The organism is Pseudonocardia sp. DxW (genome assembly GCF_058448985.1).
This window is the reverse complement of record NZ_JBZFLK010000011.1, coordinates 82,046-95,280: the sequence shown is the minus strand read 5'-3', so window position 1 is coordinate 95,280 and position 13,235 is coordinate 82,046. Positions and strand designations below refer to the sequence as shown.

13 protein-coding genes are annotated in these 13,235 nt (G+C 74.0%); 8 read left to right on the top strand and 5 right to left on the bottom strand.

Annotated features, from left to right (window positions below):
• Positions 1–136 precede the first annotated feature (136 nt).
• On the top strand, positions 137–1,498 hold the full coding sequence (locus tag ACVJO7_RS18460) for an MFS transporter (protein ID WP_491673914.1): 1,362 nt from the start codon (positions 137–139) through the stop codon (positions 1,496–1,498).
• Positions 1,495–3,249 (top strand): AMP-binding protein, encoded by a 1,755-nt coding sequence (locus ACVJO7_RS18455; RefSeq protein WP_491673913.1) that lies wholly within the window; start codon positions 1,495–1,497, stop codon positions 3,247–3,249. The genes ACVJO7_RS18460 and ACVJO7_RS18455 overlap by 4 nt, the downstream gene beginning before the upstream one ends.
• Positions 3,250–3,258: 9 nt before the next feature.
• Here the strand turns inward: ACVJO7_RS18455 and ACVJO7_RS18450 are convergent, their stop codons facing one another.
• Both ACVJO7_RS18450 and ACVJO7_RS18445 read right to left on the bottom strand, forming a co-directional pair.
• A complete protein-coding gene (locus tag ACVJO7_RS18450; protein WP_491673912.1) occupies positions 3,259–4,215 on the bottom strand; it encodes a LysR family transcriptional regulator in 957 nt (318 codons plus the stop codon).
• 141 nt (positions 4,216–4,356) lie between these two features.
• Complete coding sequence (locus ACVJO7_RS18445) at positions 4,357–4,977, bottom strand: DedA family protein (protein WP_491673911.1); 621 nt, start codon at positions 4,975–4,977, stop codon at positions 4,357–4,359.
• A 385-nt stretch (positions 4,978–5,362) separates the two neighbouring features.
• Between ACVJO7_RS18445 and ACVJO7_RS18440 the strand changes: the two genes are divergently transcribed.
• Positions 5,363–5,506: a hypothetical protein gene (locus tag ACVJO7_RS18440; RefSeq protein WP_344021212.1), complete on the top strand. Its 144-nt coding sequence runs from the start codon at positions 5,363–5,365 to the stop codon at positions 5,504–5,506.
• A gap of 3 nt (positions 5,507–5,509) precedes the next feature.
• Here the strand turns inward: ACVJO7_RS18440 and ACVJO7_RS18435 are convergent, their stop codons facing one another.
• Positions 5,510–6,916 (bottom strand): AAA-type ATPase lid domain-containing protein, encoded by a 1,407-nt coding sequence (locus ACVJO7_RS18435; protein ID WP_491673910.1) that lies wholly within the window; start codon positions 6,914–6,916, stop codon positions 5,510–5,512.
• A 185-nt stretch (positions 6,917–7,101) separates the two neighbouring features.
• On the opposite strand from ACVJO7_RS18435, the gene ACVJO7_RS18430 reads away from it, so the two are divergent.
• Both ACVJO7_RS18430 and ACVJO7_RS18425 read left to right on the top strand, forming a co-directional pair.
• Positions 7,102–8,118 (top strand): amidohydrolase family protein, encoded by a 1,017-nt coding sequence (locus tag ACVJO7_RS18430; protein WP_491673909.1) that lies wholly within the window; start codon positions 7,102–7,104, stop codon positions 8,116–8,118.
• Positions 8,119–8,243: 125 nt separating this feature from the next.
• Complete coding sequence (locus tag ACVJO7_RS18425; protein ID WP_344021206.1) at positions 8,244–8,978, top strand: iron-sulfur cluster assembly protein; 735 nt, start codon at positions 8,244–8,246, stop codon at positions 8,976–8,978.
• A gap of 835 nt (positions 8,979–9,813) precedes the next feature.
• Here ACVJO7_RS18425 and ACVJO7_RS18420 read toward each other — a convergent pair.
• On the bottom strand, positions 9,814–10,272 hold the full coding sequence (locus tag ACVJO7_RS18420) for a MarR family winged helix-turn-helix transcriptional regulator (protein WP_491673908.1): 459 nt from the start codon (positions 10,270–10,272) through the stop codon (positions 9,814–9,816).
• Between the two features lie 84 nt (positions 10,273–10,356).
• Here ACVJO7_RS18420 and ACVJO7_RS18415 point away from each other — a divergent pair, with 84 nt between their 5' ends.
• From ACVJO7_RS18415 to ACVJO7_RS18405, 3 genes are read left to right on the top strand one after another with little or no spacing between them, the layout of a single operon-like run.
• On the top strand, positions 10,357–11,475 hold the full coding sequence (locus tag ACVJO7_RS18415) for an LLM class flavin-dependent oxidoreductase (RefSeq protein WP_491673907.1): 1,119 nt from the start codon (positions 10,357–10,359) through the stop codon (positions 11,473–11,475).
• A complete protein-coding gene (locus ACVJO7_RS18410) occupies positions 11,475–12,089 on the top strand; it encodes an FMN reductase (protein WP_491673906.1) in 615 nt (204 codons plus the stop codon). Before ACVJO7_RS18415 ends, ACVJO7_RS18410 begins: the two co-directional genes overlap by 1 nt.
• A 31-nt stretch (positions 12,090–12,120) precedes the next feature.
• Positions 12,121–12,615 carry a VOC family protein gene (locus tag ACVJO7_RS18405; protein WP_344021198.1) on the top strand — a complete coding sequence of 165 codons (495 nt, stop codon included), beginning with the start codon at positions 12,121–12,123 and terminating at the stop codon, positions 12,613–12,615.
• Positions 12,616–12,625: 10 nt separating this feature from the next.
• Here the strand turns inward: ACVJO7_RS18405 and ACVJO7_RS18400 are convergent, their stop codons facing one another.
• Positions 12,626–13,234, bottom strand: coding sequence for a VldE C-terminal domain-containing protein (locus ACVJO7_RS18400; RefSeq protein WP_344021196.1), 609 nt, complete (start codon positions 13,232–13,234; stop codon positions 12,626–12,628).
• Position 13,235 lies beyond the last annotated feature (1 nt).

Here is a 13,235-nt window from a genome sequence, read left to right as displayed (position 1 = left end):
CAAGCGCCCTGCGAGCCGGCTACCCCCCGAAGTGGGTAGCCCCACTTCGGTGGGTAGCGGCACCGGCACCGGCTCGGTGAACCTCTCGTCCACCCATCCGCCGACACCCGTCCCGCTCGACGAGGAGCCCCTGCCCATGTCCGACGCGTCCCCTCCGGAGACGACGAAACCGGTCCCGCTCCGCCGGGTCGCCGCGGCCAGCTGTGCCGGGACGACGATCGAGTTCTACGACTTCTTCATCTACGGCACCGCCGCCGCGCTGGTGTTCCCGACGGTCTTCTTCCCGGCGCTCGGCGCCACCGCGGGCACCGTCGCGTCCTTCGCGACGTTCGCCGTCGCCTTCTTCGCCCGCCCGGTCGGCGCCGTCATCTTCGGCCACTACGGCGACCGGATCGGTCGCAAGCGGACGCTGATCTCGACCCTGCTGCTGATGGGGATCGCGACCGTGCTGATCGGGCTGCTGCCCTCGGCCGAGACGATCGGCGTCGCCGCCCCGCTGATCCTGGTGTTCCTGCGCTTCTGCCAGGGCTTCGCCGTCGGTGGCGAGTGGGCGGGCGCGACCCTGCTGACCGCCGAGTACGCGCCGAAGGAGAAGCGCGGGCTGTACGGGGTGTTCCCGCAGCTCGGCCCGGCGATCGCGTTCGCGCTGTCGTCCGGCACCTTCCTGGTCACCGGCCTGGTCATGGGCGACGACGACGACGCGTTCCTGACCTACGGCTGGCGGATCCCGTTCATCCTCTCGATCGCCCTGATCGGCGTCGGCCTGTGGGTCCGGCTCTCGATCGAGGAGACCCCAGCGTTCAAGGACGCCCAGGTCCGGGCCAAGGCCGAGGCGGCCACCCTGGACCGGTCGAAGCGGCTGCCGTTCCTGGAGGCCGTCCGCGCCCAGCCGCGCGAGGTGCTGCTGTCGGCCGGCGCGCTGACCATGCTGTTCGCCTTCTTCTACATGGGCACCGCGTACCTGACCGCCTACGGCACCGACCCGGACGGCGCCGCGCTGCCCCGCCCGGTCGTGCTCGGCCTGGGCATCGGCGCGTCGGTGATCTTCGGCGCCGGGATCGTGATCTCCGGGATCCTGTCCGACCGGTTCGGGCGCCGCAACGTCATCCGGGTCTCCTGCATCGCCGGCATCGTCTGGGCGCTCGCGCTGTTCCCGGTGCTGGACATCGGCACGCCGCTGGCGTTCGGGATCGGTCTCTCGGTCACCCTGGTGATCTTCTCGGTGTCCTACGGCCCGGCCGGGTCGTACCTGCCGGAGCTGTTCGCGGCCGAGCACCGCTACACCGGTGCCGGGCTCGGCTACAACCTGGCCGGGGTCCTCGGCGGCGCGATCCCGCCGCTGCTCGCGCCCGGCCTCGCCGCCTCGTTCGGCAGCATCGCGATCGGCGTGATGCTCTCGATCACCGCGGTGATCTCGCTGGTCAGCGTCTCGTTCCTGCACGAGACCCGGAACCGGGCCCTGGAGCACGAGACCGAGAACGCGGAGGCGCACGCATGAGCACCAGCCACCCGAGCACCAACCACGAGATCCTCCGGGACGCCCGGGACCGGCTCGTCGCGCTGCACGGCGAGCACGAGAAGGCGGTCGCCGACTTCCGCTGGCCCGAGCTGTCCGGCCCGTTCCAGTGGGCGCACGACTGGTTCGACGTGATCGCCGACGGCGACCACCGGCCCGCCCTGCAGATCGTCGACGAGGACGGCACCGAGGGCTCCTGGACCTTCGACGAGCTGCGCCGCCGCTCCAACCGGGTCGCCCGGTGGCTCGCCTCGCTCGGCGTCTCCCGCGGCGACAGCGTGCTGGTCATGCTCGGCAACCGGGTCGAGCTGTGGGAGTCGATGCTCGCCGTGATGAAGCTCGGCGCGGTCGTCATGCCGACCACGACGGCGCTCGGCGCGCTCGACCTGCCGGACCGGCTCGAGCGCGGCGCGGCCCGGTTCGTGATCGCCGACGCGTCCTGCGCGGAGAAGTTCGCCGGCCTGCACGACGGCCGGGTGCTGGTCGCCGTCGGCGGATCGGCGCCGGGCTGGCTGGACTACACCGCCGCCGACACCGACACCGACACCGACACCGACACCGACACCGTGCCCGCCGCGGACGCCGAGGCACCGCTCGAGCATCCCGGCACCACCGCCGACGACCGGCTGCTCCTGTACTTCACCTCCGGCACCACCAGCCGGCCGAAGCTCGTCGAGCACACCCAGGCGTCGTACCCGGTGGGTCACCTGAGCACCATGTACTGGCTCGGGCTCACCCCCGGCGACGTGCACCTCAACATCAGCTCCCCGGGCTGGGCGAAGCACGCCTGGAGCTGCTTCTTCGCGCCGTGGATCGCCGGGGCGACGATCTTCCTCTACAGCTACACCCGGTTCGACGCCGCGGCGCTGCTGGAGACGCTGCGCAGCCGGCGGGTCAGCACGTTCTGCGCTCCGCCGACGGTGTGGCGGATGCTGATCAAGGCCGACCTGTCCGGCGGGCCCGGATCGCTGCGCGAGGTCATCGCGGCGGGCGAGCCGCTGAACCCGGAGATCATCGAGCAGGTGCAGCGGCACTGGGGGCTCACCCTGCGCGACGGGTTCGGGCAGACCGAGACCACCGCGTCGGTCGGCAACACCCCCGGTTCGGTGGTCAAGCCCGGCTCGATGGGCCGCCCGCTGCCCGGCGTCCCGGTGGTGCTGGTCGACGAGGCCACCGGCGAGGTCTCGGACACCGAGGGCGAGATCTGCATCGACCTGGCCCGCCGCCCGCTCAGCCTGATGACCGGCTACCTGGACTCCCCCGAGCGGAATGCGGAGGCGATGGCCGGCGGCTTCTACCACACCGGGGACACCGCGACCCGGGACGCCGACGGCTACCTGTTCTACGTCGGGCGCACCGACGACGTCTTCAAGGCGTCCGACTACAAGGTCTCGCCGTTCGAGCTGGAGAGCGTGCTCGTCGAGCACCCGGCCGTGCTGGAGGCGGCCGTGGTGCCGCAGCCCGATCCGGTCCGGCTGGCCGTGCCCAAGGCGTACGTCGCGCTGGCGCCCGGCTGGGAGCCGACCCGGGACACGGCGCTGGCGATCCTCGCGCACGCCCGCGCGAACCTGGCCCCCTACCTGCGGGTGCGGCGGCTGGAGTTCACCGAGCTGCCGAAGACGATCTCCGGGAAGATCCGCCGGGTGGAGCTGCGCCGGCGGGAGACCGACCAGCCGGAGGCGGCCGCCGCGCTCGAGTGGCGCGACGACGCGTTCCCCGAGCTGCGGGGGTGATCCGGCCGGTCAGCCGGCGGCCGCGGTGAGCGTCCGGTCCAGGGCGTGCGCCGCGGCCGCCTCGCGCAGCGCGCGCAGCAGCCCCTCGACGGCCGGGGGCCGGTTCCGGACCCCGCGGGCGGTCGCGACGAGCACGTCCCGGACCGGCGCCCGGCCGGCGACCGGGACGACGGCGACCGCGCCGGCTCCGCGGGCCGCCCGGTCACCGGTCGTCAGCTCCGGGACGAGCGCGATCCCGGTCCCGGCCGCGACGAGCTCGCGGACCGTGTCCGGGGCGTCCGCCCGGTGCGCCACCGCGGGCACGAACCCGGCCTCCCGGCAGGCCCGGCGGACGATCCGCTCCTCGGGCGTCGGGCCGGACGGCCCGCCCAGGATCCACCGCTCCCCGGCCAGCTCGTCCAGCCGGACGGCAGGCCGGTGCCGCCACCGGTGCCGGTCGGGCACCAGCAGCACGAACCGCTCGGCGTACACCGGGGTGCTGACGACGCCGTCCTCGCCGCCGCCCGCACCGGGCACCCCGGTGAGCAGCGCCAGGTCGGTCTCGTCGGCGCGCAGCCGGGCGACGGCGTCGTCCGCTCCGGTCACCCGGACGTCGACGTCCACCCCGGGGAACCCGGCGCGGAGCCGGTCCAGCGCGGCGGGCAGCAGCGTGTCCGCCGGCCCGGCGAACGCGGTGACCCGCAGCCGCCCGGCGCGCTGCGCGGCGAGCGCGGCCATCTCCGCGCCGGCCTCCGCCAGCCGGGAGAGCAGCGCCTCGGCGTGCACCGCCAGGATCTCCCCGGCCGCGGTGAGCCGGCCGCCGGAGCCGGGCGCGCGCAGCAGCAGCGGCAGCCCGGCCTCACGTTCCAGGGCGTTCATGTGCTGGGAGACGGCGGAGGTCGAGAGGTAGAGCGACCGGGCCGCCGCGGACAGCGACCCGTGGTCACGGATGGCACGGAGGATCGCCAGGCGGCGTACGTCGAGCACGGGAGGGCTCCAGGGGCGGGTCCCGGACCACCGCCCAGCCCACCCGGGCCCGGCGGTGCCTGTCAACGCGTTCCCGTCAGCTGGGCGGGATGTCCGGACCGCCGGGCCCGCGCCGCCCGGCGCGTCCCACGCCGGCGGCGGTCAGCGGGCGTGCGCCCGGCGGCGGCCCGCGGTGGCCCGCACGATCGCCAGCCTGCCGACGACCAGCGCCACACCGACCGCGATCCCGGCGACGACCAGCAGCCACGGCCGGCTCTCCAGGTCCGCGGCGAGCCGGTCGCCCGCCGCGTAGCCGATGCCGACGAGCACGGCCGCCCGGACCGCGGTCGCCGGGATGATCCAGGACAGGAAGCGCTGGTAGCCGACGTTCGCCAGACCGGCCGCGAGGTAGGCGGGGATCGCCCCGATGTCGACGAGCTTCGCCCCGACGACGATCCGGGGCAGGTGGGTGTGCACCTCGCGGGTCAGGGCCTCGCGGCGGGCGTCGGACAGGCCGAGCCGGACCAGCACCCGGGCGACGGCCGGCCGGTCGCCGTGCCTGCCGAGTGCGTAGAGCAGGGTGTCGCCGACGACGTCGGCGACCACCGCGGCCAGCCACACCCCCCACCAGGGCAGCTGACCGGCGCCGGCCAGTGCGGCCGCGGCGACGGTGACGATCGGGCCCTCCAGTAAGGCCCCGAGACCGATCACGAGGAGCGACCGGATCGGCGCAGCCGGGATCGCGGCCAGCAACGCGGCCACGGTGTCCGACAGTCCGATCACGCAAGCCTCCGATCAGGTACCACCCGGAAATGGTGCCCTGTCCCCCGGTGCGTCCGGACGCCGCCCCGGGCACCGCGGCCGGACGCCGTCCGTCACCACCTGTGACGTCCGGGGAGGGTGCAGGTTCCCCCGGCCGCCGCAGGAACGGCCGAACGGGTGTGGACAGTGCGTCCGATCGGTCGGACGTCGTCACCCGGGCGGCCCTGCGAGCAACGTTGCCCGCTGCACCGATGATGGCACCGGACGCGGTTCGCGGCACCCCGGTGGTGTCCCTGTGGGTGTACGCCGCGCTGTGCGCGCGATGGTGCGCCGTGCTGCGCGGGATCGTGCGCGGGATCGTGCGCGGGATCGTGCGCGGGATCGTGCGCGGTGCAATCCTGGGGCGGTGCTGCTGTGGATCCAGCTCCTCGTCGCCGCCCTGGTGCTCGCCGGCGGGGTGTCCCTGCTCGTGGTCGGGGCGCTGGTGACCGGCGGGATCGTCGTGCTGCTCGGCGGCGTGTGGGTGGGTTCCTGCGTGCGCAGGCTGTGAGTGTCAGCGGGCCCGGTCGGGGAGTGTGATGCCGTAGCGCTGCACCCGCCGGTAGGCGGTGGCCCGGGAGATCCCCAGCTCCTCGGCGGCCCGGGTCACGCTCATCCCGTGCCCGTTGAGGCAGCGCACCAGCTCGTCGCGTTCCAGCGCCTCGATCCGGGTGAGCGCGGCGGACCGGCCGGTGAGCAGCTCGGCGGGCAGGTGCCGCAGGTCGACGACGGTGCTGCGGGCGCAGGCGTCCCGGATGACCCGGCGCAGCTGCTCGACGTTGCCCGGCCACGGATGGCCGCGCAGGGCGCGGACGGCGTCGTCGGTGAAGGTCGTCCCGGGCCGCGCGAAGTGCCGGGCCAGCGGCAGCACGTCCGCCGACCGGTGCCGCAGCGCGGGGACCTCGACGACGACGTCGAGCAGCCGGCCCAGCGCCTCGGGCACCGCGTCGGCCGAGCCGGCGGTCATGCTCAGGGCGGTCGGCGGGAGCGCGCGGACCAGGCCGGCCAGCCGGGTCGCGACCGGGGCGGGCAGCTCGTGCACCCGCCCGGCGATCACCGCGGTGTCCGGCTTGCCCAGTTCCGGCGCCCACAGCGACAGCCAGTCGACGGCGTCCGCGGCGGCCGGCGGGCGGGCGTGCAGCACCCGGTGCCGTGGCCGGGCCGCGCGCAGCGCCGTCGCCAGCAGCGCCGACTTCCCGGCGCCGGGCTCGCCGACGATCCCGACCCGGGCGCCGTCGCGCAGCGCCGCGGCGACCTCGTCGAGCGCCTGCCGCCAGCCGGCGGACAGCCCGTCCGCGGCGAGCGCGGGCGCCTGCGGGGCGATCCGGAACACCTCGCCGCGCGGCGCCGGGCGGGACGCCGCGCCCCGTCCGTGCGCCAGCATCAGCGCCGAGGTCTGCCCGGCCGCGGTGCGCGCGAGCGCGAGCAGCAGGCCGGACGAGCGCTGCGACCAGGTGGTGAGGTTGATGCTGCCGAGCAGGTTCTGGTCGACCGGGTCGAGCACCGGCGCGGCGGCGCAGGTGTAGCCCCACAGCCCGGCGCAGTAGTGCTCGTCTCCGCGGACCAGCGACGGCACCCGGTCGGCCAGCGCGAGCCCGAGCCCGGTCGTGCCCACCTCCCGCTCGCCGAACGCGAACCCGGGGGCCAGGTAGGTGTCGTCGAGCGCGTCGAGCAGGGCGCGCTCGTCGCACAGCCGGGACACCACGACGCCCTCGGCGTCGGTGAGCATCAGGCTGATCGGCTCGCCCGGCAACGCCTCGTGCAGCCCGGCGAGCACCTCGCTGCCGCAGCGGGCGAACAGCGACCCGTCGTCGACGGTGCCGGTGAAGGCCGGGCTGACCGCCTCGGTCGGCGCGCCGTAGGTCTCGCTGCGCATCCAGGACGCCGAGATCCGCGCCGGCGCCGGCGGCTGCCCCATCATGCACCTCCCACCCGGCCGGTGTCTCCACGGTGCACGCCCCGGCGCGGCCGTCTCGTCTCAGGTTGAGACGCCGGGGGCGCCATCCGGGTGTCCGGCGTTCCTACCGTCGGGCTCCGACGCGGGACCTGCACCGGCCCGCGCAGTCGCGGGGTGTCCACCACCTCGCCGCGACCGGGAGGACGACGATGTACTCGACGAACGGTGAGTCCTACTTCATCGTGGACGCGCACGTGGCGCTGTGGGACGCGCGACCGGAGAACCAGCGCAACATCCACGGCAGGCAGTTCATCGACTGCTTCTACGACTACCACCGCAACCTCAGCCCGGAGTCCGAGGTCTGGCCCTACGAGGACTACCTCTACCAGGGCGGCGACCGGCTGATGAAGGACCTGTTCATCGACGGCCACGTCGACCACGCGATCTTCCAGCCGGCCCGGCTCGGCGAGTTCTACGTCAACGGCTTCGGCCAGACCGAGGAGGCGTTCGCGCTCGCCCGGGCCAACCCGGACCGGCTCACCTACAACCACAACTGGGACCCGCGCAACGGGGAGGAGGGCCTACGCCGGCTGCGCGAGGACGCGAAGCGGTTCGGCCTCAAGGGCGTCAAGCTCTACACCGCCGAGTGGCACGGCGACTCCCGCGGCTGGAAGCTCGACGACCTCTGGTCCTACCGGTACCTGGAGGCCGCCCAGGAGCTGGGGATCCGCAACATCCACGTGCACAAGGGGCCGACCATCCGGCCGCTGGACCGGGACGCGTTCGACGTGGCCGACGTCGACAAGGTGGCGACCGACTTCACCGAGCTGAACTTCGTCGTCGAGCACTGCGGGCTGCCGCGGCTCGAGGACTTCTGCTGGATCGCCACCCAGGAGCCGAACGTGCACGCCGGGCTGGCGGTCGCGATGCCGTTCATCCACACCCGGCCCAAGTACTTCGCCCAGATCCTCGGCGAGCTCCTGTACTGGATCGGCGAGGACCGCATCCAGTTCTCCAGCGACTACGCGATCTGGACGCCGCGCTGGCTGGTCGAGCGGTTCGTCGACTTCCAGATCCCCGAGGAGCTGGCCGAGTACGCGCCGCTGACCACCGCGCAGAAGAAGAAGATCCTCGGCCTGAACGCCGCGACGATGTACGACATCGAGGTGCCGGAGCAGCTGCAGCCGTGCGACGAGACCCCGGAGGAAGTGGCGGTGGCCTCGTGAACACGCCGGTGCTCGACGCCGCCGGTGGCCCAGCCGGCGCTCCCGCCGGCCCCGTCGGTCTTCCGGATGGCGCCGCCGGCGTCCCCGCTGGCCCCGCCGGTGTTCGGGGTGGTTCCGGCGCTGCCGTGACCGCCGCGGCCACGGCGGTGGGCGGGCCCGGCTGCCGGGTCGCGGCGGCCCGTCGTGCGCTGGACGCCGTCGTCGATCCGGAGCTGGACGAGCCGATCACCGACCTGGAGTTCGTCCGGTCGATCGAGGTGGACGGCGACCGGGTCGAGGTCCACCTGCGGCTGCCCACCGCCTTCTGCGCCCCGAACTTCGCCTATCTGATGGCGTCCGACGCGAAGGACGTCCTGACCGCGCTCGACTGGACCGGTGAGATCGTCGTCGAGCTGGACGACCACCACGACTCGGACCTGATCAACGCCGGCCTGGCCGCCGACGCCGGATACCGCGGCACCTTCCGGCACGAGGCCGACTCCGACCTCGACGGCCTGCGGGAGACGTTCCGGCGCAAGGCGCACGCCGCGGCGATGGAGCGCGCGCTGACCGCGTTGCTGCGCGCCGACCCGGACCGCACCCCGGAGTCGCTGCACGGGGTGACGCTCGGCGACCTGCCCGCCGGTCCCGGCACCGACGCGTTGCGCAGGCGGCGGGCCGCGATCGGGCTCGGCACCGGTGACGGCGAGCCGGTGCTGGTCGGGCACGACGGAGTCCCGTACCCGGCCGAGCAGGTTCCGCTGAAGCTGCGGATGGCCCGGTCGCAGCGCATCTCGATCGAGGGCAACGCGCACTTCTGTCGCGGGCTGCTCCGCACCCGCTACCCCGGGAGCACCGTCGGGGACGCCGGGCAGCGGTGAGCCGCGCCGGCAGCGGTGCATCGGACCGGCAGCGGTGCATTGAGCGGCAGCGGCATCGGGCGGTCAGCGGTGCATCAGGCGGGTGGCAAGTCGGACGGCCGGCGGTGAGCCGGTCGGGGGGTGAGCCGGACGGACAGCCGGCGCGGACGGAGGCCGGGGCAGGTGGTGAGCAGCGGCGGGCGGTGACGGCGGGTGGCTTGTTCGCCGTCGCCGTCGCCGGCCGAAGCGGCGAGCCGCGTGGCGCGTTCGGCGGGGCCGCGGTCCGGCCGGCAGGCAGTCCGGAACTGCGTTCCGCGGAACGCAGTGGGCCCGGCTCCCGGCGCTTCCCATGGAGTGCGACCAGGCCGGCAGACGAGGCTCCCGGCGCGTTCCGCGGAACGTGGTCCGGCCGCCGGGTGTGGCCCGATCGGCTTCCGCGGACCCGGCCCGGCCGGCAGGGATCGTGCCGTGGGTGCGTTCCGCGGAACGCGGCCGGGGCGGTGGGAGCGGTGATGCGCACGCGCAGGACACGGCCCGCCCAACGCCCACCGCACCGGCCGGGCAGGCCGCGATCGCGTTCCGCGGAACGCGATCCGCCCGGTGCAGGGGACCCAGGGGCGTTCCGCGGAACGCGGCCGGCCACCCGGCCCGGACCCGGCCGCGAGCCACCCGGCCCGGTCCCGGCTGCGAGCCACCCGGCCCGGTCCCGGCTGCGAGCTACCCGGCCCGGTCCCGGCCGCGAGCTACCCGGCTCCGGACCCGGCCTCGAGCGACTCGGCCCCGACCGACCCGGTCACGGGCCGACGTGGTTCCGGCCGGACCCGGACCCGGACGCGGGCGCGGCGCTGCGGAGGGGTCAGCGCCGCGCCCTGTCCAACCGTGCCCCGACGGCCCCGGTGATCCGGGCGAGCGCGTCCACGTCGTCGTCGGCGAGGGTGTCGAAGACCAGCTCCCGGACCGACTCCACGTGCCCGGGGGCGGCCCGCTCGATGGCGGCCCGCCCCTGGTCGGTCAGGACGACGAAGTTGCCGCGGCCGTCGTCGTCGCACTCCTCGCGGGTGATCAGCCCGCGCCGCTGCATCCGGGCCAGGTGGTGCGACAGCCTGCTCTTCTCCCACTCCAGCGACGTCGCGAGCTCCAGCACGCGCACCCGCTCGTCCGGCCGGTCGGTGAGCGCCACGAGCACGTCGAAGTCCGCGATCGACAGGCCCGACTCGGCCTGCAGCCTGCGGTGCAGCTCCGCCTGCAGTCTCGCCTGCATCCGCAGGTAACCCCGCCACGTCGTCTGCTCGCGCTCGTCCAGCCACCGTGTCACGCGTCCCAGACTACCGGAATAGTTGACGCGTCACCTACGTTCGGACAGAATATAGATGACAGGTCAACAATCTCGGAGGTAGTCGTGCAGTTCGGAATCTTCTCGGTCAGCGACATCACGACCGACCCGACGACGGGCCGGACGCCGACCGAAGCGCAGCGGCTCTCCGACGTCGTCGCCATCGCGCGCAAGGCGGAGGAGGTCGGGCTGGACGTGTTCGCGCTCGGCGAGCACCACAACCCGCCGTTCTTCTCGTCCTCGCCGACGACGACGCTGGGCTACATCGCGGCGCTGACCGAGCGGCTGCAGCTGTCCACCGCGACCACGCTGATCACCACGAACGACCCGGTGAAGATCGCCGAGGACTACGCGATGCTGCAGCACCTGTCCGGCGGCCGGATCGACCTCACCCTTGGCCGCGGCAACACCGGCCCGGTGTACCCGTGGTTCGGCCAGGACATCCGGCAGGGGATGAACCTCGCCGTCGAGAACTACGCGCTGCTGCGCAAGCTCTGGGACGACGAGGTGGTGGACTGGGAGGGCCGCTTCCGCACCCCGCTGCAGGGCTTCACCTCGACCCCGCGCCCGCTCGACGGCGTCCCGCCGTTCGTCTGGCACGGCTCGATCCGCAGCCCGGAGATCGCCGAGCAGGCTGCCTACTACGGCGACGGCTTCTTCCACAACCACATCTTCTGGCCGGCGTCGCACACCCGGCGGATGGTCGAGTTCTACCGCAAGCGCTGGGAGCACCACGGCCACGGACCGGCGGAGAAGGCGATCGTCGGGCTCGGCGGCCAGGTGTTCATGCGGGCCAACTCGCAGGACGCGGTGCGCGAGTTCCGGCCGTACTTCGACAACGCGCCGGTCTACGGGCACGGTCCCTCGCTGGAGGACTTCAGCCGGGAGACCCCGCTGACCGTCGGCAGCCCGCAGCAGGTCATCGACCGGACCCTCGGGTTCCGTGGCTACGTCGGTGACTACCAGCGTCAGCTGTTCCTGATCGACCACGCCGGGCTGCCGCTCAAGACCGTGCTGGAGCAGCTGGACATCCTCGGCGAGCAGGTCGTCCCGGTGCTGCGCAAGGAGTTCGCGGCGCTGCGCGCGCCCGGCGTGCCGGACGCGCCGACACACGCCACGCTGGTCGCGGCGACGACCGCCGACACGGAGGAGACCGACGGTGAGAAGGGGACGGAGGCCGCCTGATGACACGCAGGATCGTCGTGGTGAGCGCCGGGCTGTCGACGCCGTCGTCGACCCGGCTGCTCGCCGACCGGCTGTCCGCAGCCGCCTCGGCGGCGCTGCGGGACCGGGGGGAGCAGGTCGAGATCGAGACCGTGGAGCTGCGCGAGCACGCCCACGACCTGGCCGACCACCTGCTCACCGGGTTCCCGAACGCGTCGTTGTCGCCGGTCCTGGACTCGGTCGCGCTGGCCGACGCCGTGATCGCGGTGACCCCGATCTTCGCGGCGTCCTACAGCGGCCTGTTCAAGACGTTCGTCGACGTCCTCGACCGGGAGGCGCTGACCGGCACCCCGGTGCTCGTCGCCGCCACCGGCGGGACGGCGCGGCACTCGCTGGCCCTGGAGCACGCGATGCGCCCGCTGTTCGCGCACCTGCACGCCGTCGTCGTCCCGACCGCCGTGTTCGCCGCCCCCGAGGACTGGGGTGCCACCGACTCGTCGAGCACCCTGGAGGACCGGATCGAGCGGGCCGCCGGCGAGCTGGCCGACGTCGGCGCGCACCGGCCGCGGGCCGCACGGACCGACGCCTTCGACGACGTCGCGGACTTCACAGCACTGATCGCCCAGCAGCACTGATCGCCCAGCAGCACCGAAGGGATTGAGCACCATGAGCACCGACGTCCCGACCCTCGACGCCGAACGCGACCGGATCCGCCGGACCCACCTGAGGCCCGCCGGGGAGCGACCGGCCTCGACCGCCCGCGGCCTGCACCACACGGCCCTGGTCAGCTCGGACGTCGAGCGGACCGTCCGGTTCTACCAGGACGTGCTCGGCTTCCCGCTGACCGAGCTGATCGAGAACCGGGACTACCCGGGCTCGTCGCACTTCTTCTTCGACATCGGCAACGGGAACCTGCTCGCGTTCTTCGACTTCCCCGGGCTCGACGTCGGCCCGTACGCCGAGGTGCTCGGCGGGCTGCACCACATCGCGATCAGCGTCGAGCCGGAGCGGTGGGACGCGCTCGTCGCGCGCCTGACCGAGGCCGGTGTCGAGCACGAGGTGCACTCCGGGGTCTCGGTGTACTTCCGCGATCCCGACGGCGCCCGGGTCGAGCTGATCGCCGACCCGCTCGGCGAGATGTACGGCGAGCAGGTCCTCTGACCGTCGCCGGTCAGGGCCGGACGCTGACGTGCACGTGATCGAAGTGCCCGCCGGTCGCGTCGTCGGGGTCGTAGATGCCGCCGCCGTCGTAGGGACGGCCCCAGCCCGCCCGGCCCTCCCCGGCGTCTCCCGCGCCGCGGTACCAGATCCGGCCCTGCCAGATCACGTACCGCACCCGCAGCTCGGACGAGTTCTCCCGCAGCCAGTCCGCCACCGCCCAGCCCTGCTCCAGGTCGGTCCCGGCGGGGAACTCGCCGTAGCCGGCCGGGAAGAAGTCGCAGGCCCGCCCCTGAGGATGGTCGCTGGACGGGTTCCAGGCGTGCTCGGACCAGCAGGTCAGTGACCGGACCGGCGCGTCCGGTCCGGGCTCGCCGAACCGGGCCACCGCCGCGTCGTGCAGGCGCAGCGTGCTCGGCGTGAGGCAGCCCGCCGAGGTGGGATCGTCCTCGGTGCACTGCTCCGGCGGGGGCGGGTCGACGATCTCCCACAGGTCGTCGGTGGTCAGGCCGCGGCGCTCGGCGAACCACACGAGCGCCCCGCCGAGCAGCAACAGCGCCAGCAGGACGCCCAGGATCGCCGTGATGCGGCTGGCGATCGGTCGGCCCACCGTTCTCGGCACG

What these genes read in the sequence shown, in the direction of transcription:
- ACVJO7_RS18455 (WP_491673913.1), top strand. Translation starts at nt 1,495, where the DNA reads ATGAGCACCAGCCACCCGAGCACCAACCACGAGATCCTCCGGGACGCC.
- ACVJO7_RS18410 (WP_491673906.1), top strand. Translation starts at nt 11,475, where the DNA reads ATGACACGCAGGATCGTCGTGGTGAGCGCCGGGCTGTCGACGCCGTCG.
- ACVJO7_RS18405 (WP_344021198.1), top strand. Translation starts at nt 12,121, where the DNA reads ATGAGCACCGACGTCCCGACCCTCGACGCCGAACGCGACCGGATCCGC.
- ACVJO7_RS18435 (WP_491673910.1), bottom strand. Translation starts at nt 6,916, where the DNA reads ATGATGGGGCAGCCGCCGGCGCCGGCGCGGATCTCGGCGTCCTGGATG.
- ACVJO7_RS18430 (WP_491673909.1), top strand. Translation starts at nt 7,102, where the DNA reads ATGTACTCGACGAACGGTGAGTCCTACTTCATCGTGGACGCGCACGTG.
- ACVJO7_RS18460 (WP_491673914.1), top strand. Translation starts at nt 137, where the DNA reads ATGTCCGACGCGTCCCCTCCGGAGACGACGAAACCGGTCCCGCTCCGC.